Below are 26,881 nucleotides of genomic sequence, written 5' to 3' on the forward strand. Positions count from 1 at the left end.
GCGTGAAATATTTACTTATTTGAGCGGGCTTGTCGTTTACATCTTTCAGAGCAATATTTTACTTCTTCCCAGCAACGCTCCCATTTCTTTCGCCAGTCAAAAGGGCGTTGACAATAGACACATATTTTCTGGGGTAGATGCTGTTTTTTCATGATCTTAAAGCTCATCAAGTTGATGAATAAGTAACTTTGCATGCTCCATGACAGAAGCTTTATCTTTCATACGATCAAGGTTTTTGTAGACCATAGCCATTCTGGGATTTTGACGAAATATGGCCTCATGCTGGCTCATAAAATACCAATACAAGCTGTTAAATGGACAACTGTCTGGTTCAGTTTTTGTTTTGACGTTATATGTACAGTGCTGACAATAATTTGACATTTTATGTATGTAATTACCTGATGCAGCATAGGGTTTACTTGCCATGATGCCACCATCTGCATACATGGCCATGCCTAATGTATTCGGTAATTCGACCCATTCATAAGCATCTACATAGACAGCTAAATACCATTCACAAATTTCTGATGGATTTACACCACCTAAAAGCGCAAAGTTACCTGTAATCATTAAACGCTGAATATGGTGAGCATAGCCATGTTCAAAGGTATTTCTGAAACACTCGGCCATACATGCCATTTTTGTATCACCTGTCCAGTAATATTGTGGCAGCGGCGTGGTGGCATGAAGGGTATTTTGATCGCTATAGTTAGGCATAGATAACCAATAGATTCCACGCACATATTCTCGCCATCCTAATATCTGACGAATAAATCCTTCTACTGCATTTAAGGGGGCCTGTCCGTTGTAATAGGCTGTTTGAGCAGCGTCACACACCTCTTGTGGCAATAACAATCCACAATTTAAATAAGGCGAGATCAGACTATGAAACATAAAATCTGAACCATAAACCATGGCATCTTGATAATCGCCAAAGTGGGGTAGGTTGTTAGAAATAAAATGGTCTAAAGCAAGTAAGGCATTTTGACGGGTTGTTGCCCATAGAAAGGAATTGAGATTGCCGATATGTTGAGAAAATTCTTTCTTGACCAGTTGAATAACATCTATATCAATTTGATCATGTTCAAAGGTTAATTTTGGTGGCAAAGGTGGATTGCCTGACCACGCTTTTCGATTGGCTTGATCAAAGTTCCATTGCCCGCCTACGGGTTGTTGGTCATGCATTAAATAGTGAGTTTGCTTGCGCATTTCTCGGTAAAAGTATTCCATCCTTAGCGTTTTATATTTGTTTGCCCATTGCTTGAATTGTTCTACGCTACAAAAGAAACGATCATCTTCTAAACAAATAACAGGTAGTTTTAGTGAGTTAGACCATGAAGTATCGATTTCATGCTGTAAGCGATACTCACCACATTGGGTAACGACGAGAGTATTTGCCGAGAAGTGTTGCTGCTGCAAAGCAATAAAGTCGACTAACTTTTTTATATGACTTTCGCGCTTAAATGTGTGATAACGGATTTTCCAGCCCTGTGCTTTTAATTCTTTTGCAAAGTGTCGCATTGCACTAAAAATCAGCGCTATTTTTTGTGGATGATGAGCAACATAAGATGTTTCCTCAAGTACTTCAGCCATCAAAATAATGTCTTCATTTTGGTTTAAATACTTGAGCGTTGCGAGTTGGTGATTTAATTGATCACCCAGAATTAAACCAAATCGCATATTTTTGCTTCATGAGATGGAACTAAAACTAGTCTAAATTTTCAGAGATCAATTTTATGTGAAGCAGTGCTTCTAAGTTCATCACTGGTCAGTTAGCTATAAAGTCATAGATATAACTTAAAAGCATAGCATGCGTGAATAAAATGTGATTTTAATCAAAAAGATACAAATTAAATAAATTGAAGATGTTTGTCAGTATGCGTAAGATTTTTGAAAAATATGTTTTAAGTCTGATCCTTTTGAAGGAGCTATAGAGGCCGTCGAAAGGTTATTCACTCGAGTATATAAATGGATACCAACAACCTTCCTTTTGCTTATATTTTTCAGCAGCAACAACTTTTGGTTGATGCGAATTTTAATTTGCCTTGCCTTCAACAGCAGGAACATGATTTATATATACAAGCAGACCCTCAAGTAATAGCAAGAGATTTCCAAGAAGGTGAACCTATACCAAATGGATATCAGTTCATACCTATTCGCCAACTCTTGCAGTATTGGACTAAATCGCAGTTTGAACAGGCGAGTCGTGCTTTTCAGTTACTAGAGTGGCGTCGTAATCATCAGTTTTGTAGTCGTTGCGGACATAAAACCCAGCAGCATAAGACTGAATATTCTATGACTTGTCCTGCATGTAATTTTAGTCAATATCCTAGAGTTAACCCTTGTGTGATTACTATTATTACACGTGGAGAGAACGAGATTTTGCTGGCTAAAAATGCCAGAAATACAACCCAGATGTATAGTTTAATCGCTGGCTTTGTCGAGGTAGGGGAAACACTAGAAGATGCTGTGCGACGTGAAACATTAGAAGAAGTTGGATTGCACATTAAGAATATCCAGTATTTGGCGAGTCAACCATGGCCATTTCCGAGTAACTTAATGTTGGCTTTTAAAGCTGAATATGAAGCGGGCGAAATTGAAATTCAGGAGAAAGAGCTCAGTGATGCTCAGTTTTTCAAACTTGATCAATTACCCGAAATACCATTTAAAGGCAGTATTGCGCATGCAATGATTATGCATATTATTCATGGCACACCTGTCGCTGATGATACGAAACAGTGGCTCTAAACAGACATTCAAATATGGTTTTAATTTTATAGTCTTAAATAAAAAAGCCATTGTCTCGACAATGGCTTTTTTCATGTTTTAAGTACAAATGTTCAGATTATTGTTCTTTAGCATTGAGTACTTTAAACAAAATAAACATAAGAACAATCCAGATCGGAATCATCATTACAGACTCTTTAAAGCCTTGACTCCACATAATGTAGAGTACAACAGCAATGAAACCTAAAACCAAATAGTTACTAAATGGTGCCCAAAGTGCAGGGAAGTGAGTTTTTTGACCAAGTTTTTTCATTGCTGATTTAAACTTAAGGTGAGTCATACTGATCATCGCCCAGTTCAACACCAATGCGCCAACTACAATGTACATTAAGTGGCTTAAAGCATCTTCAGGTACAAAATAATTTAAAAGAACACAGCCAAAAATAAGTAATGCAGACAACAAAACTGCTGGTACAGGTACACCTTGTTTGTTTACTTTCTTGAAAATTTTTGGCGCATTACCTTGTTGAGCTAAACCGTAAAGCATACGGCTATTGGCAAACATCCCGCTGTTATAAACAGAGAGGGCAGCGGTTAAAATAATAAAGTTAAGTAAGTGTGCAGCCCAACCAATACCCATTTGACTAAAGATCATAACAAATGGACTTTTATCGAGACCGCCAAGATCTAATTGGTTCCAAGGCACTAATGAAAGTAAAATTGCCAATGAACCGATATAGAAAATCAAGATACGGAAAACAACTTGGTTAATTGCTTTTGGAATGGTTTTTTTCGGATCTTTTGCTTCTGCCGCAGCCATACCAATCAGTTCAATACCACCAAAGGCGAACATCAAGAAAGCCAACATGTAGAACAGGCCACTAAAGCCATTTGGAAAGAATCCACCATGTGTCCAAAGGTTGCTAAATGAAATGCTTGAACCTACATCTGCTGTAAATAGCAAATATAGTCCAAAAATAATCATTGAGATAACCGCAACAACTTTAATAATAGCGAGCCAGAATTCGGACTCACCATAAAATTTGACGTTTGTTAGGTTAATTGCCGTAATCACGACAAAGAAAAATAAGACAGACGTCCACGCTGGAATATGAGGCCACCAATAATTAATATATTTGGCTACCGCAGTAAGTTCGCTCATCGCGACCAGAACGTAGAGTATCCAATAATTCCATCCAGCTAAAAATCCGGGAAATTTCCCCCAATATTTATAAGCAAAATGGCTGAACGATCCTGCAACAGGTTCTTCAACAATCATTTCTCCCAAATGACGCATAATCAAAAATGCGATTAAGCCGCCAATGGCATATCCTAAAATAATGGATGGTCCCGCAGATTGAATCACTTGCGCCGAGCCTAAAAATAATCCGGTACCAATTGCTCCACCCATAGCAATTAATTGGATATGTCGATTTTTTAGTCCTCGTTGCAGTGTAGAAGATTCGTTGGTCAAAGGTCTTCACTCACTATGAATAAGTAAATTATTCTAATAGATGGATTTATTTTAGCCTAGACTACAAATTAACAAGCGGTGACTGAAAAGTAACACTAAAAAATATTTAAAATCATTAACTTGCTTTTAATAATGCAAAAATGATTGAAAAATATTCTAAAAATATATTTTTTGATAGACTCTTTTTTTCATGATTTTGCTTAATTCGGTCATTGCGAGCATGAATCTAAATTCTCAAAATAAGTCTGCGTCAATACGATTGATGTATAAAAGCATAACGCTATCTCTAGATCACAAAACGATTTAAGATGAAGCGAATGACTAAACAAGTCTGTTTGTTTCGAGATATAAAAACACAATAGTAAGGATAACAGTTGATATGAGCTCAGTACCGCAAATTAAAATTCCAGCAACTTACATGCGTGGTGGAACCAGTAAAGGTGTATTTTTTAAACTTGATGATTTGCCGGAAAGAGCTCAGGTGGCAGGTCAAGCAAGAGATCAACTCTTACTACGTGTCATTGGTAGCCCAGATCCTTATGGAAAGCAAATTGATGGAATGGGTGGAGCGACTTCAAGTACCAGTAAAACTGTTATTTTGGCTAAAAGCACCCAGCCAGATCACGATGTAGACTATTTATTTGGACAGGTTTCAATAGATCAGCCTTTCGTGGACTGGAGTGGTAATTGCGGTAATTTAACTGCTGCAGTTGGCTCATTTGCGATTTCAAATGGTTTGGTTGATGCAGATCGTATTCCAGAAAATGGCCTCTGTACTGTTCGAATTTGGCAAAAAAATATTCAAAAAACCATTATTGCCCATGTACCTATCACCAATGGTCAAGTTCAAGAAACTGGTGACTTCGAACTGGATGGAGTGACTTTCCCTGCTGCTGAAGTTCAAATTGAGTTTTTAGACCCAGCCGATGATGGTGAAGAGGGCGGTGACATGTTCCCGACAGGAAATGTGGTCGACCAACTAGATGTACCTGAGATTGGCAGTTTTCAAGCAACATTTATTAACGCTGGTATTCCAACCATTTTCTTAAATGCAGAAGATTTAGGATACCAAGGTACGGAGCTGCAAGATCATATTAATGGTGATGCAGCAGCACTGGCACGTTTTGAAAAAATCCGTGCATATGGTGCAGTTCAGATGGGATTAATTAAAGATATTTCAGAAGCAGCTGCGCGTCAGCACACACCAAAAATTGCTTTTGTTTCTAAACCGAAAAACTACACGGCATCTAGTGGTAAGTCCGTTTCAGAAAACGATGTCGACTTACTGGTTCGTGCTTTGTCGATGGGTAAACTTCATCATGCCATGATGGGTACAGCAGCTGTAGCAATTAGTACTGCTGCTGCTATTCCGGGCACATTGGTAAATTTAGCAGCTGGTGGTGGAGAGCGTGAAGCAGTACGTTTTGGACATCCATCTGGAACATTACGTGTTGGTGCTCAAGCTGAACTTACAAATGGCCAATGGGTGGTGAAAAAAGCCATTATGAGCCGTAGTGCACGTGTCTTAATGGAAGGCTGGGTTCGAGTTCCGGGCGACAGTTTCTAAAAGTTATTTAAATGAAAGAGCCTCTCTACTATAGAGAGGCTCTTTTGCATGTGGCATCCATAACACATCACGCACTTTTTACAGCGAATCGTGTATGATGTAGTACACGAATGTTTCATAACATTTAATAAAATTTCTCTACTGATTTTACGAGGCGACTGTGTCATCACTCTCTCAAGTTAATGCGGATGTTTTAAAACAAGCTCAACAACGTATTCAACAAGATTTATTGACAACACTCGCTGCATTTTCAATTCCTGAACCTTTAAAAAGCGCAGTACACCATGCCGTTATGCTAGGTGGAAAACGTGTTCGTCCGGCTTTGTGTTACGCCACAGCTTCTTTACAAGATAATCCAAATTTTGCTGCTGCTCGTCGTGCTGCAGTTGCAGTTGAACTTATTCATTGTTACTCGCTAGCGCATGATGACTTGCCTTGTATGGACAATGACTTGCTTCGTCGTGGTCAGCCAACGTGTCATGTAGCATTTGGTGAAGATACCGCTTTACTTGCAGGCGATATTTTACAATCAATGGCTTTTGAGGTTTTAGGTAGCCGTTTGTTTGATGAACAAGGGCAGGGTACCGATGCTGCAATTGTATTAAAGCAAATTCAAATTTTAGCAACAGCCAGCTCTAAAATGGTTTGTGGACAGGTGTTAGACCTACAAGCTGAAGCTAAACAAATTTCTCAAGATGAACTAGAAAATATCCATCGTAATAAAACGGGAGCGCTTATTCAGGCGGCTATTATGATGGGGGCAGTGACACTTTTCTCTGGAACAGATCAAGCGATTCCAAAATTGCGCCAGTATGGACAAGCGATTGGACTGGCTTTTCAGGTACAAGACGATATTTTAGATATTACCTCAAGTACTGAAACTTTAGGTAAAACTGCGGGTAAGGATGAACAAGTACAAAAGTCGACTTATCCTGCTTTAATGGGACTTGAGCAAGCACAGGTTTATGCAAAAGAGTTGCATGACCAAGCTTTTGAGGCTTTAGCGCATTTTGGTGAAAATGCAAAAGAGTTAGTTGAGATTTCACAATTCCTTTTAGCTCGTACCAACTAATAAAAAATTAAATTAATAATCCTGCTTATATTCATATTTAGTGAATAAAGGAGATAAGAATGAATGGTGATCAGCTCCACCAAGTCGCGATAGAGATTGCGCGTAATCTTCCTTTTAGTGAGCAAAGCCAACCCTTTGGTCCAGAATGCGACGTCTTTAAAATTTTAGAAAAGGTGTTTTTGTTAGTAGGGGAAGGAACGGGCACAAAAATGATTACTGTTAAATGTGACCCATATAAAAGTCAGGAATATCAGGAGCTTTATTCATTTATTATTCCAGGGTATCACATGAATAAAAAACACTGGATCTCTATTACTCCGCATAAAAACTTAACACGTGATTTACTTCAAGATTTGATTCGCGATTCTTATGACTTGGTTGTAAAAAAGCTACCGTTGAAAGATCAAAAAAGATTAAACAACCAATAATACTTAATATAAAAATGGCGACCTGATGATCGCCGTTTTTATTTCAATGACTTATTTGAAGCAATTAAATTAATTATGCTTTCCCATAATGCCACGAATTGTATTTAAAACATCGGCAGGTAACACAACAGTTTTGGCATTGCTTGATTTTGCCATCTCTTGCATTGCTTTTACATATTGTTCACCCAAAAGGTAAGCAACCGGAATCTCTTTATCGCCAACTGCACTGGTCACCATTTCAATTGCACGTTGAGAGGCTTCAGCTAAAACAACTTGAGCTTCTGCATCACGGCGAGACGCTTCTAAACGACCTTCTGCACTTAAAATAGCAGCCTGTTTTTCACCATCGGCTTTAGTAACAGCAGCACGACGTTGACGTTCTGCGGCAGCTTGCTCTTCCATGGCAGCTTGCATGGTATGAGACGGTTGAATATCCTGAATTTCGACTGTTTTTAAGGTAATGCCCCAATCTGAAATATCATCAGAGATCGCAGCTTTGAGCTTTGCTTTAATGTGATCTCGTGAAGATAAAGCATCATCTAGATCCATTTCACCAACAATAGAACGTAATGAAGTCTGTACAAGGTTTTGAATGGCCCATGTATAGTTTTCAATACCGTATACAGCTTTTTCTGGAGTAGTCAAATTGATATACGCTACTGCATTCATAAGCAATACAGCATTATCACGGGTAATCACTTCTTGAGACGGAATATCAAGCACAATATCTTTAGTAGTGACTTTATAAGCTACGTCATCAATATAAGGAATAACAAAGTTAAGCCCCGGATTAAGCGTAGAATGATATTTCCCTAAACGCTGAACAATCCATTTATAACCTTGAGGAACAATACGTACCCCTTTAAAAATGGTGATTGCAACAAAAGCCAAAAAGGCTAAAACAATAATGGTACCAACTGGCATGAAAATAACCTCTCTTTATCTTTAATGTTTATGAAGTACTGTGGGGCTGAACAATTAAGTCATTACCCGAAATATCAATGACTCGAACCCGATCACCGACTTTCACAGGGGTGATGCTTCGACAGTTCCATTCATCGGCCCCTAAAATAGGCATAGGGAAACGAACAATAATTTGGTCATGAGCGAGTTCGGTTTGAATCACCATACCAATTTGCCCAATGGTGGCTTCACGAGGTAAGCCCGCTTTAGTTTTATCAATCGACAATGGTTTAATAAATTTGAACCAAAGAATAGTGCATAGCACCGATAAAATAATCCACAATACAATTTGTGTTGTCAGGCTAATATCTGGAAATAGCCAATAGAGAAAGCAAACCATAATGGCTGCAATACCAAACCAGAGAGCGGCAAAGGCAGGGATAATCAGCTCAGAAAGAATAAGTAAGATACCCAATACAAACCAGTGCCAAGGTTCTACAACAAACTCCATAGATCTGCTCTTTTATATATCTTTATGATGGGTAAAAGTGATCTCATATCACTTTTACCACTGTAGCAGATGATGGTAAGTGTGGATAGAAAAAAACCACCTCAATTAAAATTTAGGACGTGGTGCTGGCTTAAATGCGGCTGGTGATTTTTTGAAATTCGCAATTGCAGTTTCAACTTGACGTATTTGTGCTTGAGCAGCTTTTTCACCTTCTAAAATAGCTTCATTGCTTGATTTTAAATCGAGTGTACCTAAGTGCCCAACTTTAGGCTGGATCACTACATTGGCTTGCTTTAACTCTTCATTAATACTTTGTTGCCCCATAATATTAATGGTTTGATCAAGTAAACCCCACATATTGGCTGGGCGATTACCTGCTGGACGCGCTGAAATATCAACCGCAATCACAATATCTGCACCCATATCACGTGCTGTTTTTACAGGAATTGGGCTCACTAAACCACCATCTACGTATTTTTGATTACCAATAGTGGCAGGTACAAATACGTTTGGAATACTACAAGACGCCCGTACAGCTTGACCTGCATTACCTTTAATAAAGTCAGCTTTTTGACCATTATCAAGACGGGTTGCTACTGCTGCAAAACGAATTGGGAATTTCTCAATAGGCTTGTTACCCACATTACGGTTCACGTAGTCCTGTAGCTTTTGCCCAAGAATAATACCTTGGCGATTAAGCGTTAAATCACGAATATCAGATTCTTGCAATTTAAGTGCAAGATTTTGGAGCTGATAAGGTGTTTGTCCGCTGGCGTAGATACTTCCTACAAAACTGCCGGCACTTGTACCTGTAACAATTTTAGGTTTAATACCATGTGATTCTAAAACCTTGATAACACCAATATGTGAAAATCCTTTTGCTCCACCGCCACCTAAGGCAAGTGCGATTACTGGTTCGCGTGCTTTAACTGAAGTGGTCGGTGTTGGTGTTTTGCTGAATTTATCACAGCCGAATAAGGCTAAAGAGATAAATCCGATACTGGCAAATTGAGCAATTTTCATCTTTAAAAAACAATCTATGGCAAGATAAATTAAGATGGCCCATCAGACCAGATTCGTTTAATTTTTGCTAGGTTTTTTTCACAAGATTTTGTAAAGGTTCCGCAAGCCAATTACGATTTTTGGGTGATATTTTTCCTTTATAGCGGTCAAAAATCTTGGCGAGATCTTCCTCATAGTTTCCACTAGGTATTAAATAGCCTAAGCAATGAATAGTCTTGCGATCATAATCAAAAGAAAACATCACAATCGGAATATTGGCTTTTGCAGCAATATGGTAAAAGCCACTCTTCATTTTTTTTGCTTTCTTACGTGTGCCTTCAGGCGCCATGCCAATCCAGATTTTGTCATAGTGCTGAATCGTGGCAACAACTTGTTCCGTCAGTCCATTGGCTGAGTCACGTTTTACAGGAATAACACCTGCCCAGTCTAGAGCGCGTTTAAACGGTGGCTTAAATAAACTATCTTTACCCAACACCGTAATTTGAATACCGAGTCCAAAAATAGCCAAGAAACCATACCAACCATCAATATTAGATGTATGGGGAGAAATAATGGCTACTGCTTTAGGAAAGTTGGGAACTTCACCTTCTATGGTCCATCCTTGAGCCAAAAAAAGTTTCTTAAATAATGCTCGACTTAAAGCATTACCACGTTGAGGAACCTGAGACGGTAGATTGGGAAAATGTTGTTCCATATTTTTGAGTTTTAAATCATCCTTTGCTTTATCTTAATCTTTTGAAATCTGTGCTTCATTGGCAAAATGTAAGGCCACGCATGGTATTTCATGTTATTACCGCATAAAGAAATAAAAGTAGGTATATATGTTCCGACAGCAAAATCTTTATCTTTTGCTATTTTCCTTATATTGGGCACAAGGCTTACCTGTGGGGTTTATGACCCATGCTTTGCCTGTAATATTAAGAGCTCAAGGTGTATCACTTGCCCATATTGGTGGTTTTGGGTTGCTCATGTTGCCTTGGTCAATCAAAATATTTTGGGCACCGTGGGTCGATCGACATGCGATTTCACGCTTAGGACACTATCGTAGCTGGATTTTACCTACCCAGCTTTTGACGGTGGGTGTACTTTGTATTTTATCTTTTTTCCCGATTCAGGCTTTAGATCAGCCTGTTTATTTATTTACGTTTTTTATTGCTCTGTTATTTATGAACTTAACGGGTGCAACGCAAGATATTGCGACCGATGCTTTAGCTGTCAATTTATTGCAACATGATCAGCAGCACTGGGGAAATACTTTTCAAGTGGTAGGTTCTCGGCTTGGTTTTATCGTGGGTGGGGGAGCTGTGCTGTGGTGTCTAGACTGGTTATCATGGCAGCCGACATTTTTATTACTAGCTGTTTTAGTCTTTATCAATACTCTACCAGTTTTACTATTTAAAGAACCTCTTCATAATTCTCATTCTATTAATGAACCTAGCCAGCCAAATTTAGTCACAAAAATTAAGGCTTATTTGAGTTATTTTTCTCAAAATAAAGAACTTCGTTCTTGGTTAATGGTACTCATTACTTTTAAAGTGGCAGATGGCTTAGCTGGGCCTTTACTCAAACCTTTAATGGTGGATATGGGACTAAGTTTTACCCAAATAGGTGTTTACATCACTATGCTAGGCGCTGTAGCTGCTTTAGTGGGAGCATTTATTGCAGGATGGGTATTAAAGTATTTTTCTAGACCAAATACATTAATTAGTTTTTCAATATTAAAAATCATGAGTTTAGGTGCGTATGTTTACTTGGCCTATGCTTATGAGCAAAAGATAAAAATAAATGCATGGCTTATTTATACTATAAATGCTTTAGAAGATGCCTTTGCCGCCATGCTACTCGTTGTAATGTTAACCTTAGTCATGCATTACAGCCGAAAGAACTACGCAGGCACTGATTTTACTTTCCAAGTTTCGGTCATGGCGACAGTAAGTGGTGGTCTTTATACCTTGAGTGGTGTTATTGGAGATGCGCTTGGTTATTACTATTATTTGATATGTATTGTCAGTGTCGGAGTACTCTTTTTAATTCCCATGTACATATGGAAAGGTACAAAGACTGTATAAAAAATGACATTAAGTTGATGAAATAAAGAGACTTAAATCAGGTTAAGTCATGCTGAAAAATTGTACTTGTACCTTTAGTCATTCTTTTGAAAATGTATATTTTTAGCTATTCAAATGGCTTATTAATTGTGCCATCTTGTTTGGGTAGCAAATGGAAGCTAGAAGGAGAAAAAGGGATGCGAATAACAAGAAAAATCATGTGAAACCATCAGGACAGCAAAAGAATCTTTAATTAGATTGTATATTAGCCTAAAGTCTAAAAAAGAATAATGAAATAATGATTTAATCATTCTATAAGATAAGAGAGTTGTGTAGGATTCGTTACAACATGAAGTCAAGGTAAAAGTTCTGTAAACAAAAGTCTATTTTAATTCTTTTGATTTGGGAATTTTAATCTTACCCAGCGTTAAAATTGGTTTTGATTGCGGTAATAAAATTAATGCAATCAAATTTGGAGGATAGTTGGTTTTTTTGTGCTCAATGGTCACACGAATCAACTTGGCATGGACAAGCAACATAAAATATATTTTTAGGAGTTTTTGATGGATCTATTCCTTAATCGTAAATCGTTTGTTGTTAAAAGTTTAGCTATTACAGTAACAGCTTTAATGATGAGTGGGGCAAATGCGGCAACCTCTGAAAAAGAGGAAATTCAAAAACTTCGTCAAGAAGTTGAAGCTTTAAAAGCATTAGTTAAAGAACAGCGCCAAGTTCAACAGCAACAGCAACAAGTACAGCAACAACAGCAAGTACAGTTAGCTGAAGTTAAAGCACAGCCTCAGCCTGTTGCTGCGCCAGCTTCTCCATTAGCAGGTTTTAAATCTAAAGCTGGTGCTGATGTGAACCTTTATGGTTTTGTTCGTGGTGATGCTAACTACATTATCGAAGGTGCGGATAACGACTTTGCTGACGTTAGTAAGACTGATGGTAAAACAAAAGATAAATTACGTTCGACTGCTAAAACTACACGTCTTGGTTTAGACTTTAATACACCTGTTGGCGATGCTAAAGTAGGCGGTAAGCTCGAAGTTGATTTTGCTGGTTCAACAACAGATTCAAATGGCTCATTGCGTATTCGACATGCTTACTTAACGTATAACGACTGGTTATTTGGTCAAACGACATCTAACTTCTTGTCAACTCATGCACCAGAAATGATCGATTTCTCGACAAACGTTGGTGGTGGTACGAAACGTGTGCCTCAAGTGCGTTATGGCTACAAGTTAGGTCCAACTACACAAGTGTTTGTTTCTGCTGAAAAAGGTGATAGTACCTCTGCGGCAACAGGCGATAGCATTAAATATAGCTTACCTGCATTAACTGCTAAAATCACTCAAGGTTATGCAGGGGGTAAAGGTTCTGCATCAGCTCGTGCTTTAGTTGAAAATTATAAATCATCACTTGGTGATGATAATAAAACTGGTTGGGGTATTGCTGCAGGTACAGACTTCAAAGTTTCTGATCCTTTAAAGCTTTTTGCTGATGTTTCATATGTAGTTGGTGATAGCAGCTATTTATACGGTAGTAACGCTGCCTATACTTTAGTAAATAACAATATCGAGCAAAATAAATTTGTCGCTGTACAAGTAGGTGGTACTTATAAAATCTTACCTAACTTACGTACTACTTTAGCGTACGGTGCAGAATTTGCTGATGATGGCACTGATTATGCAAAAGCATATACAGCTGGTAATGAAAAAGTTCAACAAGCGTGGATCAACTTCATCTATACGCCTGTTAAACCAATTGATTTAGGTCTTGAATATGTTAATGGTAAACGTGAAACGTTTGCTGGTAATGATTACAAAGATAACCGTATTGGTTTAATGGCTAAATATAGCTTCTAATCTCTCATAGTTTTTCATCTGAAAAAGTCGAGGTTCAAGTTAACCTCGACTTTTTATTTGTACTTAAGTTAAATAACACTAAGCCCATTAAAAATGGTTTATACCGATCATTCTATTATTTAAGTCATTTTTAAGTTTCAATTTTTACATTAGAAGATCATAAAAAAAGGTCGTAGTAACCAGAGATGCTGAGTTTTTTTTCTAAATTAAGAAATAAGCAGATTTCCCTGTTTATGTTCAACGTCATTATAGCCATTTGGTTAGGAGCAATTCTAAATATTGGTTTTTATAAGAAAGTTCACCTGTTAACACCATATTTAGGTATAAAAGCAACCTTATTCTTAGCCGCTACTGTAGTGATTGTTGTTGCTACCTATTATGCAGCTTTACAAATTTTAAACTGGAAATGGACAGCCAAAATTTTTGCCATTTTGTTGGTATTCATTGGTGGATTTAGCTCGTATTTTGTAAATACTTTAGGTGTCATTATTTCACCTGACCAGATTCAAAATATTGCTCAAACAGATGTCGCAGAAGCCACAGATTTACTATCTTTACGTTTTGGACTCTGGACGATTTTCTTTGTTGTTTTACCTATATTTTTGATTACTCAGGTAAAACTTAAATCAGAAAAAATACTTCCGCTTTTGCTTAAAAAAGTCCTTTCAATCGCCCTTGCATTTGCCGTTGTGGGCGGATTGTTGTTTGCTTACTATGTTGATTTTGCAGCAATATTTAGGGAGCATCGTGACTTGAAAGGGATGATTTCTCCTCAGAACACCATTTCTTCGGTCATGTCTTATTATCGTAAAAAAGCACCTAAGAAAAATCTTCCTCTTGTGAAGTATGGTGAAGATGCTCATCAAGTCCAGCAAACTCAAAAAGATTTACCTAAACTCATGGTACTTGTGGTGGGCGAAACTGCACGTGCAGAAAGTTTCTCACTGAATGGTTATGCAAAAAATACAAACCCAGAGCTTTCTAAACAAAATATTTTAAACTTCTCTCAAGTGAGTTCATGTGGTACTGCAACAGCGGTTTCTGTGCCATGTATGTTCTCTGGTATGCCACGTGCTGATTATGATGAGCAATTAGCGAGTCATCGTGAAGGATTACTTGATATTGCAAAACGTGCAGGCTATCAAGTCACTTGGATTGATAATAACTCGGGGTGTAAAGGCGCATGTGATCGCGTTGAACAATATCAGATTCCAGAAGATTTAAAGCAAAAATGGTGTAAAGATGATGAATGTCTTGATGACATTCTGATTGATAGCTTAAAGCAATATTTGGCTTCTATTCCGAAAGATGATAAGCGTCCACGTTTAGTTGTATTACATCAGATGGGTAGTCATGGGCCAGCATATTACAAGCGTGCACCTGAGAAATATCAACCATTTAAACCAACTTGTGATACTAATGCGATACAGGGTTGTTCACCAGCCGAGCTGATAAATAGTTATGATAATACAATCGTCTATACTGACCATGTATTAAGCCAAATGATTAATATTTTAAAAGAAGTATCAAATTATCAAACTGGTTTCTGGTATTTATCTGACCATGGTGAGTCAACAGGCGAACATGGTATGTATTTGCATGGTTCACCTTACTCAATTGCACCAAGCCAACAAACACATATCCCAATGATTATGTGGTTCTCAGATGGCTGGAAACAACATAATCTTGCTCAAGTAAATTGTTTAAATCAACAAATTAAACAAAAGTTAAGTCAGGATAATTTATTCCCAAGCTTGTTAAGTATGTTGGATGTAAAAACCCAAGTCATCAACCCTCAACTGGACATGTTGCACTCTTGTGCCAATGTAAACTAAAGCGAGCCTAGAACATGACAAAAATCTTGATGATTGAAGATGATTTTATGATTGCAGAATCAACGACTACGTTGCTGCAATATCATCAATTTGAGGTGGAATGGGTCAATAATGGTTTAGATGGTTTGGCCCAACTGGCAAAGAATAAGTTTGATCTCATTCTTTTGGATTTGGGATTGCCAATGATGGATGGTATGCAAGTTTTAAAGCAAATCCGTCAAAGAGCAGCAACGCCTGTCTTAATTATCTCTGCGCGTGACCAGTTGCAAAACCGTGTTGACGGTTTGAATCTGGGTGCAGATGATTACTTAATTAAGCCATATGAGTTTGATGAGTTACTTGCTCGCATTCACGCATTATTGCGCCGTAGTGGAGTAGAGGCTCAACTTGCGAGCCAAGATCAACTATTACAAAGTGGTGATCTGGTTTTAAATGTTGAACAGCATATTGCAACCTTTAAAGGGCAGCGTATTGATTTATCGAATCGTGAGTGGGCAATTTTGATTCCGCTTATGAGTCATCCGAATAAAATTTTCTCGAAGGCTAACTTGGAAGATAAGTTATATGACTTTGATAGTGATGTGACTAGCAACACGATTGAAGTATATGTTCACCATTTGAGAGCCAAACTAGGTAAAGACTTTATTCGAACTATTCGAGGGTTAGGTTACCGTCTAGGGCAATCATAATTTAAGAATTCGGGACTTTATGAACGTGCATTATTCATTAAAAAAGCGATTACTCTGGGGCACCTCAATTTTTAGTGTCGTCTTAGGTTGTATCTTAATTTTTAGTGCTTATAAAGTTGCACTTCAGGAAGTCGATGAAATTCTAGATACTCAAATGCAGTATTTAGCGGAAAGAACAGCAGAGTATCCTTTAAAAACAGTGAGTAGTAAGTTTGATTTACATCGAACTTACCACGAAGAAGATTTATTTTTAGATATCTGGGCTTACAAAGACCAAGCGAATTTATCTCATCATCTTCACTTACTGGTTCCTCCTGTTCAACAAGCTGGTTTTTATTCACATAAAACCGCTGAAGGTGTAGTCCGAACATATGTTTTACCGTTAAAAGACTATCAAATTCAGGTCAGTCAACAAGAGCGGGTTCGTGAAGCTTTCGCGTGGGAGCTTGCGGGCAGTATGTTCATTCCTTATCTAATCATTTTACCTTTTGCGATATTTGCCTTGGCCGCTATTATTAGTCGTGGTTTAAAACCAATAGATGACTTTAAAAATGAGTTAATGGAACGAGATTCTGAAGAGTTAACACCGATTGAGGTGCATGATTATCCTCAGGAGCTTTTACCTACCATTGATGAAATGAACCGCCTGTTTGACCGTATTTCTAAAGCACAAAATGAACAGAAGCAATTTATTGCAGATGCTGCTCATGAACTACGAACACCTGTTACTGCATTGAACTTACAAACCAAGATTTTGCTAAGTCAGTTCCCTGAACATGAGTCGTTGCACAACTTAAGCAAGGGATTGGCACGTATTCAGCATCTAGTTACACAGCTTTTGGCATTAGCAAAGCAAGACGTAACGCTTAGTATGGTTGAACCTACAGGCTATTTTCAGCTTAACGATGTGGCTTTAAATTGCGTTGAGCAGTTGGTTAATTTAGCCATGCAAAAAGAAATTGATTTAGGCTTTGTTAGAAACGACCCTGTCGAGATGCATAGTATTGAACCTACTGTACATTCGATCATTTTTAACTTAATTGATAATGCAATTAAATACACACCGCATCAGGGCGTTATTAATATTTCAGTTTATACCGACCCAGATAATTATGCGTGTATTCAAATCGAAGATAGTGGTGCAGGTATAGATCCTGAAAATTACGATAAGGTACTTAAACGTTTTTATCGAGTGCACCATCATTTAGAAGTGGGAAGTGGTTTAGGTTTATCAATTGTAGACCGTGCCACTCAAAGACTTGGTGGAACTTTAACTCTCGACAAGAGTTTAGAACTTGGTGGTCTTTCAGTCTTAGTGAAGTTACCTAAAGTTTTACATTTGCATGAAACAAGAGCTTAACTAAGCTCTTGTTTTAATTGTTTCTCAAATTCAAAGCGATGAATACAAATCGCGTAAAATAAAATATTGACTGCCCAAACAACCCAACCTGTCCATAAATTATGACTTAGGAAATGTGCTCCTCGCATCATTTGTGCCCAACCCATCATAAAACCCAATAAAATGCCTGAGAATAAATAAAAGTAAGCACGTTTAGGTTGTTCAAGACGATAAACAAAATAACCAGTCATGATAATAAAACCAGCGCTAGCATGACCACCTGGAAAACAATGACCATGTTTCGCAGTAAAGTCCCAAATATAGCCACCTAAGCTGTTAGGATGAACCATATTCCAAGGGCAGGCATGAGCAGATTGTGATTTTAATAAACCCACAATACCGCTACCAATCATACTGACAAAAAACATATAGCCGTATTGCCAGCGATATATTTTTAGTTTTTCTACTTTAAATGAAGCAAGCCAGAGACCAAAAAACATAACATAAACCGCAGTAATAATATCTTTTACGATTTGATGATTAAGCTTTTCGAGATACCAATTTTCTCGATTAAAAAATTGACCTGTTGAATCAATCCAAGGTTGGATGAGGTACATATCAATTTTTCCACCCACTGGAAATACAAATAAAAGTATAAAAAAACTGACAGCAAGAAAAATGAGTTGAAGCTGAAAGAAATGTTTTTGTTGATTCATTGTGTTGTAACATCAATTTAAGCGTGAATTGAGGCATTACATAAAATAAAACTTAAATTGTTCTTAAACTAAACAAGATTTCGTTTATAAATCTTAAAGTAATATTTAAATTAATATATTTTTCAATATTTTAATCTGATTGTATAAAGACTTAAAAGTACGCTTTTTAATCAAGAATAACTATTTTTATTCAAAAAATTTTATTTATATTAGGCAATCAGAAGCAGGATATTTAAACCCTGCTTCATAATCGCTGTATTAAAACATACCTTCTTCAGAGTTGGCAGAGATTTTATGAATAGATAAATCTGCACCTCTAAACTCATCTTCTTGAGATAAACGAATACCAATAGTTGCTTTAAGTATGCCGTAAACAATAAAGCCACCAGCAAGTGCAATCGCAATCGCTAGAGCGGTCCCGATGAGCTGTGAGGCAAAAGATACGCCGCCTAAACCACCCAGCCATTTTTGACCAAACAACCCCACTGCAATACCACCAAATGCGCCGCATACGCCGTGTAAAGGCCATACACCCAGCACATCATCTACTTTGAGCTTGTTTTGTGTGTAGGTAAATAGGTACACGAACATTGCACCAGCTGCACCACCAATAACCAGCGCACTTACTGGATGAACAATGTCAGAACCCGCACAGATTGCAACTAAGCCTGCAAGTGGTCCATTATGTAAGAAACCAGGGTCATTTTTCCCAATCGCATTTGCTGTAATGGTTCCGCCGACCATAGCCATGAGTGAGTTAATTGCAACCAGACCAGAAATAGCATCAACACGCTGTGCACTCATCACATTAAAGCCAAACCAACCTACAATTAAAATCCATGAACCGAGCGCTAAAAATGGAATAGAAGATGGCGGATGAGCACTTACACGGCCATCTTTCTTATAACGACCAGAACGTGCACCCAATAAAATCACGGCAGCAAGTGCAATCCAACCACCCATAGCATGTACTACGACTGAACCCGCAAAGTCATGAAAAGCTGCGCCAAAAGTTGTTTCTAACCATTTTTGCAGACCGTAGTTGCCATTCCAGACCATTCCCTCGAAGAACGGATAAACCAGCGCAACCAATGCGAGTGTGGCAATCGCTTGTGAACGCATTTTTGCGCGTTCTGCAATACCGCCAGAAATAATGGCAGGAATTGCCGCAGCAAACGTCAGTAAAAAGAAGCAACGCATTAAGTTGTAGCCATGATCACTTGCTAGAGCTGTACCATCATGGAAGAAATGCTGGCCATACGAAATGTAGTAGCCAACAAAGAAATAAGCGATTGCAGAAAGGGCAAAGTCAGTCAGAATTTTACTAAGCGCGTTCACCTGATTTTTGTGGCGAACTGTACCAAGTTCCAAGAATGCAAAACCTGCGTGCATGGCAAGAACCAAAACTGCACCAAGTAATAAGAAAAACAGATCTACATTTTGCATAGCATGCTCGAAAAAAGTGCTAAATTCCATTTTGGAACAAATCTGGGTCTGTAAATTGCACCAAAATAGATTTAAGGAATCTAAAAACCTAAGTTTGTCGAAACAAACTCAATTGCATAAAAGTGAATATGCAATAAGCGCACCAATTTGGATTGAAATAGAGGATTTTGGCGATAAATGGTGCGTTTATTTATTCAAGATAGGGCGATAAGGGCGCTTTTTACGTTACAAGTCATCTAATATGTTGATAAATCGACCTGAAAGAGATCATTATTAAATTTTTAAAAAGTATCTATATTTAATTAATGATCAGACCAAACCTTTTGAGCAACTTCTATAAATGCTTTTACGGCTGGACTGATGTGCTTCTTATTTTTTACGGCAAGGCCAATAGAGCGTTTAAGGTTCGGTTTAAAAGGGCGCTTAACTACATTGGGATAGAGTGAGAGTAACTCTTTGGTGATCACCATATCAGACACAATCGAAATCCCTAACTGGTTATGAACCATACTCACGATACTTAAAATTTGTGAAACATAAAATTTAATGTCTGGTTTCACATTAAAGTTTTTTAAAATTAATTCTACCTGATGACGACTACCTGCCATTGTCATAATGAAAGGGCAGTTTTCTAGTTGTGCTGGATCAATATAGAGTTGTTGTGCGAGCGGGTAGTGACTAGGAATTAATGCAACAAAACGATCTTCAATTAATGGGAATGTATCAAAACGCTCATCTGGCATAATCAAAAAACCAACCTCTATGCGCCGTTCCAATAACCACTGAGCAACTTCTTTATCTTCACCTTCATCAATATAAATTTCAATTTTAGGATAGCGTTGCCGAAAGCTTTCTAAAATTTCAGGCAATAGATAAATAGAAGATGAAGCTCCAAAAGAACCAATACGTAATGTGCCTTCATTTAAACCGTGGATGGCAGCCACTTCTTTTTCTAAGGTATCGGAAATACTCAATAACTCTTTTACATGGGTCAATAACTGCTGACCTGTAGTGGTGAGCTCAATATCGCTTTGGGTCCTTGAAATGAGGTTAATGCCCCATTGTTGTTCTAATGCTTTAAGCGCATGGGAAACAGCCGACTGTGAAATTCCCAGCTTTTCTGCTGTAGCCGTAAAGCTTTTTAGTTCAGCAATGAGTGCGAAAATTTCAAGCTGGGTAAATGTCATGTTGTATTTACTATGAGTAAAAACTCATTTTATCATGAGTTTTCATTATCTTTAATATATGAGTAAGCCAAGGTCATTGCTAAAAACAGCAAGCCTCAACAAAACTCGAGTAAAGAAATGAATAGTATTGTTTTATCTCTTTTTCCTTTAGTTGCACTAATTGCATCGGGATACTTATTTAAAAAATATCGTTTTTTTAGCGATGAGTTTTGGGCTGGGGCAGAGAAGCTTAATTACTATATTTTATTTCCAGCTTTGCTTTTTAGTACGTTATCGACCGCAAAAATTGACTTACAAAGCTTAAGTACAGCCATTATTGCGATGTTGAATGTGGTTTTGGCAGTAACTGCCTTTTTATACATACTCCGAATATTTTGGCACATACCGCCTGCACGTTTTGGTGTGCATGTACAAAGTATGGTTCGCTTTAATACCTATATTGGTTTGGCTTTAGTGACTTCACTTTTTAAAAGTGAAGGAATGGCAATTCTGGCAATTTTATTGGCACTTTGCATTCCACTGGTAAACGTTATTTCGGTGCTTGCTCTAACCTCTAAAGAACATATGGCAATTAAACCTGTTTTGATTGCACTTCTTAAAAACCCTTTAATTGCATCATGTGTGGTCGGAGCAGTAGTCAATGCGCTTCATATCCCAATTTGGGAAGGCTTTACTCAGTTTATTAAGCTTTTTTCAGCATCGAGTTTGCCACTAGGTTTGTTATGTGTTGGCGCAGCTTTACAGTTTATGCAAATGAAAAAAGACATTGTGGTATTGGCAGCAGATACATTTGTGCGTCTTTTAGCTGTGCCTGCTTTGGCTTATATGGTCTGCATGTGGTTTGATTTACCAAGCTTGCAAACAAAAATTTTAGTCATTTTCTTTGCGTTACCGACTGCTTCCGCATCATATATTTTAACTAAGGTTTTGGGTGGTGATAGTCAGCTTATGGCAGCCGTGATTAGCTTTCAAACTTTATGCGCCGCCGTGACTTTGCCATTAGTGATTTGGTGGATTTCTTAAGATATAAATCTTTAGTTTGACTCATATTTAAGGAATGCTTGGCTACCTTCCTCATCTGATTATTGCTACACTTTTTTCTTTTTCAGGTGGATGAGTATGTCCTTTGATCTCAAAGTGAGCTTGCAGCAAAGGTCTGAACCGTCTGCACAGCAGAAAAAACTGAATCGCCTGATTGATAAAATAGAACAGCAAAAAGTTAGCCTAAGCACATGGCAAAATGTGCAAGCCGAGATTCAACAGCACATTCGGCAAAAACTGATGCCTGTATATAACGATTTACATACAGTGCTATTTCAGCAGTTAGAACAACTTTGGAATATGTTGCATAGCCATGAGTTTTCCAAAGCAGACATGCAACAACTGGATGAAAAAATTGCCCAGCTTGCACAAATGTTGAAGCGCTCCAAAATGCTGTCTGCTGAACAGTTAGAGTTAGTGAAGCAGATTGATACTTTTTATCAGCAACATGCAGCGGAATCGGCAAAAAAGAATAAAAAAGCTCAGTCAATAAAATCTGAATATGAAGAAAGTGCTGAGCAAAGTTCACAGTTAGAAGAAGACTTTGAACAGTATGCTGCTGAGCAACAACAAGCGCGTGAACAAGCCAAACATCAAAGACAGCAACAGAAACGTGAACAAGCTGAGCAAATGGCAGCGCAGTCACTCAAAACAGTTTATTTAAAAATTGCCGCGATGATTCACCCAGACCGTGAGCAAGATGAAACAAAGAAACAGGAAAAAACTGAGTTGTTCCAACAAGCAAGTCAGGCCTATGAAAAGCAGGATTTATTTTATTTACTCAAACTCCAGTTACAGCTTGAACAGAATAAAGGGCTAGGCGCTAAAGAACTAACTGCTGAGCAGTTGCGGTTTTATAAACTTGCTTTAGATGCACAAAGTCAGCAGCTTGAAAGTCAAATTGCTGAGATTTTGGACTCTTTTCAGTTAGCCAAGAATGTAAAAGCAGAGCATGTACACATTAGTGATGTTTATAAAACTGTAGATGCTGACTGTGCTGAGCTAAAGCAGCAGGTGAAGTGGGAAAAGGAACGTTTAAAGCATATGAAAAAAGTGAGTGGAATAGAGATGTTGTTGGGGCATAGGATGCTTTAGTTTCTTTGGCAAACTCTCTAAAATTATTAATTAATAACACCAATAATTAACTTTCAGAATTTATATGGTGCTGTGAGATTAGTAGTGATGATTTGGGGAATTTTAAAAAATTGGGGGCTATTTAATATAGCTGTAAGAAATTAGGCCTATGGGGCCTTTTCTAGTTTTGAAGTTGAGTTTTTATGCTAAAAAATTTTTTAAGTATAATTTTAATGTTAGTAATTTATGTCTTTATTTCAATTGTAAGTTTTTTAATTGTAATAATTTTTTTAGTATGTATGGCGGATAATTTTTTTGAAGAGAGTTTGAATAATAAAAGATTGAAAAATAGTATTTTATATGATCATAAAATCTTTCCTAATCTGAAAAAATCAATATTTTTTTATCAAAGGCTAGATTCATCTGACGATGGTTATTGGATTGTAGTCTATCCCTTAGATAATAAAACTAAAGTAAATTTTTTATCTAAAAAGCAGTTGCAAGGCCAGAAGAAAATTACCTATTCAACAGTTGAATGTATTAAGCCAACTATAAAAAAACGTTGGAAAACATTTAACTCCAACATTCATTATGTTCAACCACCTGAATTGCTAAGGGATCATGATGATTTTGAAAGACATGATTCTTTTAATGTGTATGGTTCAGAAAAAAATATTGGTTTAGTTGAACAAGTTTGCCAGCAAAATAAATTCATTATTTTAGAAGAAAGTCAGAAAAATGATCACTTATATTGGGCAATCTCTGCAAATGGAAAACTATTATTTAGTGTGTATAAAATTGATTGATATTTTTAAGACATTAAATTAATAGGTTATATCAAAGCTTGAAAATATATGTCTTTCTGAACTGAGTTGTAATTATTTCCAACAAAAATCCCCTCACTAAGAGGGGATTTTTTGAATCAAACTACTGTATTAAAGCGCAGCAATCTGCTCCATATTCGCCTTAACTTTCCCTAACTGAGCAGCAAACTCAGCAAGCTTCGCTTTTTCACCTTCAACTACGGCTGCTGGTGCTTTAGAAACAAAGCCTTCATTTGCAAGTTTGCCCGCGATTTGGTCGTGTTGCTTTTGGATTTTATCCAAATCTTTTTGCAAACGAGCAAGCTCAGCTTTAGGGTCAATTAAACCTTTCATTGGTACAAATACCGATGCATGGCTAACAACGCTAGAGCAAGATAAAGGTGGTTCTTGGTCTTTATTCAAGAACTCAATGCTTTCAACTTTAGCCAATGCTTTGAACAATGCTTCAATACGAATGATTTGTTCACGTTCAGCATCAGATGTGTTTTGAAGTAATACTGGCAACAAGCGCGCATTACCTAAGCCTAACTCACCGCGAATGTTACGTACTGCACCAATCAAACCTTGAAGCCATTGCATATCTGCTTCAGCTTGTTCATTGATTTTTGCTTGCTCAGGAATAGGGTATTGAGCAGTCATAATCGTTGGGCCGCCTTGACCAAGCATTGGTGCAAGCGTTTGCCAGATTTCTTCTGTCAAATATGGCATTAATGGATGAGCCAAACGTAATGAAGCTTCCATCACTGCAAGCAATACACGGCGTACTTCAGCTTTACGCTCTTCTGAAACTTCTGCATCGTTCAGAACTGGTTTAGTTAACTCAACGTACCAGTCACAGTATTCATTCCAGATAAAGTCGTAAATCGCTTGAGCAGCAAGGTCTAAACGATACGTTGCAAACGCTTGATGTACAGCAGCTTCAGCTTTTTGCAGACGACTCATAATCCATTGTTCTGGAAGTTCCCAAAGGTCAGGGCGTGCTTCTTGACCAACAGTTTGACCTTCAACATTCATCAGAACGAAACGAGTTGCGTTCCAAATTTTGTTACAGAAGTTACGGTAGCCTTCAACACGTTTTAAATCGAACTTGATGTCACGACCAGTGTTTGCAAGTGCACAGAACGTGAAACGTACTGCATCAGTACCATAAGCATTAATGCCTTCTGGGAACTCTTTGCGCGTAGATTTTTCAATCTTCGCAGCATCTTTCGGGTTCATTAGGCCAGTTGTACGTTTTGCAACTAAGCTTTCTAAATCAATACCGTCAATCAAGTCTAATGGGTCAAGTACGTTACCTTTAGACTTCGACATTTTTTGACCTTCACCATCACGTACCAAGCCGTGAACGTAAACAGTCTTAAATGGAACTTGCGATGAACCATCTTCATTTTTCATGAAGTGTAGGGTCATCATGATCATGCGGGCAACCCAGAAGAAAATGATGTCAAAACCAGTCACCAACACATCTGTTGGGTGGAAGGTTTTTAAGAAATCATTTGCTGCATCTTTTTGTGCGTCGCCAGTCCAACCTAATGTTGAGAATGTCCAAAGTGCAGATGAGAACCATGTATCAAGAACATCTTCGTCTTGTTTAAGTTCAACGTCAGCAGCGATGTTGTTTTTCGCACGTACTTCTTCTTCGTTACGACCAACATAGATGTTGCCATTTGCATCGTACCAAGCTGGAATACGGTGACCCCACCAAAGCTGACGTGAAATACACCAGTCTTGAATGTCACGCATCCACGCCATGTACATGTTGCTGTACTGTTCTGGAACAAACTTAATGCGACCATCTTGAACTGCTTCAATTGCAGGCTCAGCAAGCGGGGCAATTTTCACGTACCATTGGTCAGTAAGTAATGGCTCAATGATTACGCCTGAACGGTCGCCACGTGGAGCTTTCAAATCATACGGTTGGATTTGATCTAACCAGCCTTCAGCTTCAGCTTGAGCAACTAATTTTTTACGTGCTTCAAAACGCTCTAAACCAGCATATTCCGCAGGTGCAGTAATAGTTTTAGAAATTTGTTCGCCAGCTTTTGCAATATATTCAAACTCACCTAAAACTTCGGCGTTTTTGTTGAAGATATTAATGATAGGCAAGCTATTGCGTTTACCTAGGTCATAGTCATTGAAGTCATGAGCAGGGGTAATTTTTACACAGCCAGTACCGAAGTCTTTTTCAACGTAATCGTCGGCAACGATCGGAATTAAACGACCCGTAATTGGCAATACAATGTTTTTACCAACAAGGTGTGCATAACGCTCATCTTCAGGATGAACAGCAACCGCAGTATCACCAAGTAAAGTTTCAGGACGAGTTGTTGCAACGACTAAATAGTCTTTGCCATCTTGAGTTTTAACTGATTTGTCTTCAAAGAAATATTTAAAGTGCCAAAGCGAACCTTTTTCTTCTTTGCTTTCTACCTCAAGGTCAGAAAGTGCTGTTTGAAGTTTAGGGTCCCAGTTTACAAGGCGCTTACCGCGGTAAATTAAACCGTCTTCGTGCAAACGAACGAATACTTCTTTAACTGCGTTTGATAGACCTTCGTCCATCGTGAAGCGTTCACGTGACCAGTCTACAGATGAACCTAAACGACGGATTTGTTTGGTAATTGTGCCGCCGGATTGTTCTTTCCATTCCCAAACTTTTTCGATGAACTTTTCACGGCCTAAGTCGTGACGAGTTACACCTTGTAAGCCAAGTTGACGCTCAACAACCATTTGAGTTGCAATACCAGCATGGTCAGTACCTGGTTGCCACAAAGTATTTTTACCCATCATGCGGTTATAACGGGTGAGGGCATCCATAATGGCATTGTTAAAGCCATGGCCCATGTGCAAACTACCAGTGACGTTTGGTGGTGGAATCATGATACAGAATGATTCACCGTGACCAGAAGGTTTGAAGTAACCTTGTTCTTCCCACGTTTTGTACCACTTCTTTTCGATCTCGGTTGGATCGTATGTGGTTGCAATATTTTGAGCGGTTTGAGCGTCAGTCATAGTAGCTTAGATCGAATATGCATAAAAAATTGCATCTATTGTAGCAAAAAAATGCCTCGAAATTAATGTGCTGAAAACAGATAAACGGTTTTGTATTTTT

At 38.0% G+C, this 26,881-nt stretch carries 23 protein-coding genes; 12 read left to right on the top strand and 11 right to left on the bottom strand.

The window, feature by feature from the left end:
- Positions 1 to 11: 11 nt before the first annotated feature.
- Both RMA95_RS07550 and RMA95_RS07555 read right to left on the bottom strand, forming a co-directional pair.
- Positions 12 to 152, bottom strand: a complete 141-nt coding sequence (locus tag RMA95_RS07550) for a DUF2256 domain-containing protein (protein WP_077162469.1) — start codon at positions 150 to 152, stop codon at positions 12 to 14.
- A gap of 4 nt (positions 153 to 156) precedes the next feature.
- Positions 157 to 1,680, bottom strand: a complete 1,524-nt coding sequence (locus RMA95_RS07555) for a cryptochrome/photolyase family protein (RefSeq protein ID WP_311070044.1) — start codon at positions 1,678 to 1,680, stop codon at positions 157 to 159.
- A 288-nt stretch (positions 1,681 to 1,968) separates the two neighbouring features.
- Between RMA95_RS07555 and nudC the strand changes: the two genes are divergently transcribed.
- Positions 1,969 to 2,748: an NAD(+) diphosphatase gene (nudC, locus tag RMA95_RS07560; protein WP_311070045.1), complete on the top strand. Its 780-nt coding sequence runs from the start codon at positions 1,969 to 1,971 to the stop codon at positions 2,746 to 2,748.
- 97 nt (positions 2,749 to 2,845) lie between these two features.
- Here the strand turns inward: nudC and RMA95_RS07565 are convergent, their stop codons facing one another.
- On the bottom strand, positions 2,846 to 4,201 hold the full coding sequence (locus RMA95_RS07565; RefSeq protein ID WP_004705835.1) for an amino acid permease: 1,356 nt from the start codon (positions 4,199 to 4,201) through the stop codon (positions 2,846 to 2,848).
- Positions 4,202 to 4,580: 379 nt separating this feature from the next.
- Here RMA95_RS07565 and prpF point away from each other — a divergent pair, with 379 nt between their 5' ends.
- The 3 genes from prpF (at position 4,581) to RMA95_RS07580 (ending at position 7,268) form a co-directional block, all read left to right on the top strand.
- On the top strand, positions 4,581 to 5,768 hold the full coding sequence (gene prpF, locus RMA95_RS07570) for a 2-methylaconitate cis-trans isomerase PrpF (protein ID WP_311070046.1): 1,188 nt from the start codon (positions 4,581 to 4,583) through the stop codon (positions 5,766 to 5,768).
- A gap of 160 nt (positions 5,769 to 5,928) precedes the next feature.
- Positions 5,929 to 6,840, top strand: a complete 912-nt coding sequence (locus RMA95_RS07575) for a polyprenyl synthetase family protein (protein WP_019457213.1) — start codon at positions 5,929 to 5,931, stop codon at positions 6,838 to 6,840.
- Positions 6,841 to 6,899: 59 nt separating this feature from the next.
- Entirely contained in the window at positions 6,900 to 7,268 is a 369-nt protein-coding gene (locus RMA95_RS07580; protein WP_134263134.1) for an MmcQ/YjbR family DNA-binding protein, read from the top strand.
- 69 nt (positions 7,269 to 7,337) lie between these two features.
- Here the strand turns inward: RMA95_RS07580 and RMA95_RS07585 are convergent, their stop codons facing one another.
- The 4 genes from RMA95_RS07585 to RMA95_RS07600 form a co-directional block, all read right to left on the bottom strand.
- Positions 7,338 to 8,192 (bottom strand): stomatin-like protein, encoded by an 855-nt coding sequence (locus tag RMA95_RS07585; protein ID WP_311070047.1) that lies wholly within the window; start codon positions 8,190 to 8,192, stop codon positions 7,338 to 7,340.
- 28 nt (positions 8,193 to 8,220) lie between these two features.
- Entirely contained in the window at positions 8,221 to 8,682 is a 462-nt protein-coding gene (locus RMA95_RS07590; protein ID WP_311070048.1) for an NfeD family protein, read from the bottom strand.
- A gap of 105 nt (positions 8,683 to 8,787) precedes the next feature.
- The gene (locus tag RMA95_RS07595; RefSeq protein ID WP_016805260.1) at positions 8,788 to 9,705 is read right to left on the bottom strand and encodes a patatin-like phospholipase family protein; all 918 of its coding nucleotides are present in this window, start codon (positions 9,703 to 9,705) and stop codon (positions 8,788 to 8,790) included.
- A gap of 67 nt (positions 9,706 to 9,772) precedes the next feature.
- Positions 9,773 to 10,399 carry a lysophospholipid acyltransferase family protein gene (locus RMA95_RS07600; RefSeq protein WP_311070049.1) on the bottom strand — a complete coding sequence of 209 codons (627 nt, stop codon included), beginning with the start codon at positions 10,397 to 10,399 and terminating at the stop codon, positions 9,773 to 9,775.
- A 127-nt stretch (positions 10,400 to 10,526) separates the two neighbouring features.
- On the opposite strand from RMA95_RS07600, the gene RMA95_RS07605 reads away from it, so the two are divergent.
- From RMA95_RS07605 to RMA95_RS07625, 5 genes are all read left to right on the top strand, one after another.
- On the top strand, positions 10,527 to 11,774 hold the full coding sequence (locus RMA95_RS07605; RefSeq protein ID WP_311070050.1) for an MFS transporter: 1,248 nt from the start codon (positions 10,527 to 10,529) through the stop codon (positions 11,772 to 11,774).
- 542 nt (positions 11,775 to 12,316) lie between these two features.
- On the top strand, positions 12,317 to 13,621 hold the full coding sequence (locus RMA95_RS07610) for a DcaP family trimeric outer membrane transporter (protein WP_311070051.1): 1,305 nt from the start codon (positions 12,317 to 12,319) through the stop codon (positions 13,619 to 13,621).
- A gap of 185 nt (positions 13,622 to 13,806) precedes the next feature.
- The gene (locus tag RMA95_RS07615) at positions 13,807 to 15,456 is read left to right on the top strand and encodes a phosphoethanolamine--lipid A transferase (protein WP_311070052.1); all 1,650 of its coding nucleotides are present in this window, start codon (positions 13,807 to 13,809) and stop codon (positions 15,454 to 15,456) included.
- Between the two features lie 14 nt (positions 15,457 to 15,470).
- On the top strand, positions 15,471 to 16,145 hold the full coding sequence (locus RMA95_RS07620) for a DNA-binding response regulator PmrA (protein WP_004746055.1): 675 nt from the start codon (positions 15,471 to 15,473) through the stop codon (positions 16,143 to 16,145).
- Positions 16,146 to 16,170: 25 nt separating this feature from the next.
- Positions 16,171 to 17,505, top strand: coding sequence for an ATP-binding protein (locus RMA95_RS07625; protein ID WP_311070071.1), 1,335 nt, complete (start codon positions 16,171 to 16,173; stop codon positions 17,503 to 17,505).
- Here RMA95_RS07625 and RMA95_RS07630 read toward each other — a convergent pair.
- From RMA95_RS07630 to RMA95_RS07640, 3 genes are all read right to left on the bottom strand, one after another.
- Positions 17,502 to 18,200, bottom strand: coding sequence for a phosphatase PAP2 family protein (locus RMA95_RS07630; protein ID WP_311070053.1), 699 nt, complete (start codon positions 18,198 to 18,200; stop codon positions 17,502 to 17,504). The two genes, RMA95_RS07625 and RMA95_RS07630, sit on opposite strands and share 4 nt — an antisense overlap.
- Before the next feature lie 258 nt (positions 18,201 to 18,458).
- Positions 18,459 to 19,646, bottom strand: a complete 1,188-nt coding sequence (locus tag RMA95_RS07635; protein ID WP_311070054.1) for an ammonium transporter — start codon at positions 19,644 to 19,646, stop codon at positions 18,459 to 18,461.
- Between the two features lie 302 nt (positions 19,647 to 19,948).
- The gene (locus tag RMA95_RS07640; protein ID WP_311070055.1) at positions 19,949 to 20,833 is read right to left on the bottom strand and encodes a LysR family transcriptional regulator; all 885 of its coding nucleotides are present in this window, start codon (positions 20,831 to 20,833) and stop codon (positions 19,949 to 19,951) included.
- A 117-nt stretch (positions 20,834 to 20,950) separates the two neighbouring features.
- On the opposite strand from RMA95_RS07640, the gene RMA95_RS07645 reads away from it, so the two are divergent.
- The 3 genes from RMA95_RS07645 to RMA95_RS07655 all read left to right on the top strand — a co-directional run bounded on the left by RMA95_RS07645 (position 20,951) and on the right by RMA95_RS07655 (position 23,754).
- Complete coding sequence (locus tag RMA95_RS07645; RefSeq protein WP_311070056.1) at positions 20,951 to 21,856, top strand: AEC family transporter; 906 nt, start codon at positions 20,951 to 20,953, stop codon at positions 21,854 to 21,856.
- A gap of 96 nt (positions 21,857 to 21,952) precedes the next feature.
- Positions 21,953 to 22,969: a molecular chaperone DnaJ gene (locus RMA95_RS07650; RefSeq protein WP_311070057.1), complete on the top strand. Its 1,017-nt coding sequence runs from the start codon at positions 21,953 to 21,955 to the stop codon at positions 22,967 to 22,969.
- A gap of 182 nt (positions 22,970 to 23,151) precedes the next feature.
- Entirely contained in the window at positions 23,152 to 23,754 is a 603-nt protein-coding gene (locus tag RMA95_RS07655) for a hypothetical protein (protein ID WP_311070058.1), read from the top strand.
- Positions 23,755 to 23,883: 129 nt separating this feature from the next.
- Here the strand turns inward: RMA95_RS07655 and RMA95_RS07660 are convergent, their stop codons facing one another.
- Positions 23,884 to 26,781 (bottom strand): valine--tRNA ligase, encoded by a 2,898-nt coding sequence (locus RMA95_RS07660; RefSeq protein WP_311070059.1) that lies wholly within the window; start codon positions 26,779 to 26,781, stop codon positions 23,884 to 23,886.
- Between the last annotated feature and the right edge of the window lie 100 nt (positions 26,782 to 26,881).

It is taken from the genome of Acinetobacter sp. V110_1 (assembly GCF_031798975.1).
In the GTDB taxonomy this organism is placed as follows: Bacteria; Pseudomonadota; Gammaproteobacteria; order Pseudomonadales; family Moraxellaceae; genus Acinetobacter; species Acinetobacter nosocomialis_A.

What these genes read in the sequence shown, in the direction of transcription:
- RMA95_RS07620 (WP_004746055.1), top strand. Translation starts at nt 15,471, where the DNA reads ATGACAAAAATCTTGATGATTGAAGATGATTTTATGATTGCAGAATCA.
- RMA95_RS07660 (WP_311070059.1), bottom strand. Translation starts at nt 26,781, where the DNA reads ATGACTGACGCTCAAACCGCTCAAAATATTGCAACCACATACGATCCA.
- RMA95_RS07550 (WP_077162469.1), bottom strand. Translation starts at nt 152, where the DNA reads ATGAAAAAACAGCATCTACCCCAGAAAATATGTGTCTATTGTCAACGC.
- RMA95_RS07630 (WP_311070053.1), bottom strand. Translation starts at nt 18,200, where the DNA reads ATGAATCAACAAAAACATTTCTTTCAGCTTCAACTCATTTTTCTTGCT.
- RMA95_RS07650 (WP_311070057.1), top strand. Translation starts at nt 21,953, where the DNA reads ATGTCCTTTGATCTCAAAGTGAGCTTGCAGCAAAGGTCTGAACCGTCT.
- RMA95_RS07590 (WP_311070048.1), bottom strand. Translation starts at nt 8,682, where the DNA reads ATGGAGTTTGTTGTAGAACCTTGGCACTGGTTTGTATTGGGTATCTTA.
- RMA95_RS07645 (WP_311070056.1), top strand. Translation starts at nt 20,951, where the DNA reads ATGAATAGTATTGTTTTATCTCTTTTTCCTTTAGTTGCACTAATTGCA.
- RMA95_RS07585 (WP_311070047.1), bottom strand. Translation starts at nt 8,192, where the DNA reads ATGCCAGTTGGTACCATTATTGTTTTAGCCTTTTTGGCTTTTGTTGCA.
- RMA95_RS07580 (WP_134263134.1), top strand. Translation starts at nt 6,900, where the DNA reads ATGAATGGTGATCAGCTCCACCAAGTCGCGATAGAGATTGCGCGTAAT.
- RMA95_RS07615 (WP_311070052.1), top strand. Translation starts at nt 13,807, where the DNA reads ATGCTGAGTTTTTTTTCTAAATTAAGAAATAAGCAGATTTCCCTGTTT.
- RMA95_RS07605 (WP_311070050.1), top strand. Translation starts at nt 10,527, where the DNA reads ATGTTCCGACAGCAAAATCTTTATCTTTTGCTATTTTCCTTATATTGG.
- RMA95_RS07640 (WP_311070055.1), bottom strand. Translation starts at nt 20,833, where the DNA reads ATGACATTTACCCAGCTTGAAATTTTCGCACTCATTGCTGAACTAAAA.
- RMA95_RS07655 (WP_311070058.1), top strand. Translation starts at nt 23,152, where the DNA reads ATGCTAAAAAATTTTTTAAGTATAATTTTAATGTTAGTAATTTATGTC.
- prpF (WP_311070046.1), top strand. Translation starts at nt 4,581, where the DNA reads ATGAGCTCAGTACCGCAAATTAAAATTCCAGCAACTTACATGCGTGGT.
- RMA95_RS07555 (WP_311070044.1), bottom strand. Translation starts at nt 1,680, where the DNA reads ATGCGATTTGGTTTAATTCTGGGTGATCAATTAAATCACCAACTCGCA.
- RMA95_RS07635 (WP_311070054.1), bottom strand. Translation starts at nt 19,646, where the DNA reads ATGCAAAATGTAGATCTGTTTTTCTTATTACTTGGTGCAGTTTTGGTT.
- RMA95_RS07600 (WP_311070049.1), bottom strand. Translation starts at nt 10,399, where the DNA reads ATGGAACAACATTTTCCCAATCTACCGTCTCAGGTTCCTCAACGTGGT.
- RMA95_RS07610 (WP_311070051.1), top strand. Translation starts at nt 12,317, where the DNA reads ATGGATCTATTCCTTAATCGTAAATCGTTTGTTGTTAAAAGTTTAGCT.
- nudC (WP_311070045.1), top strand. Translation starts at nt 1,969, where the DNA reads ATGGATACCAACAACCTTCCTTTTGCTTATATTTTTCAGCAGCAACAA.
- RMA95_RS07595 (WP_016805260.1), bottom strand. Translation starts at nt 9,705, where the DNA reads ATGAAAATTGCTCAATTTGCCAGTATCGGATTTATCTCTTTAGCCTTA.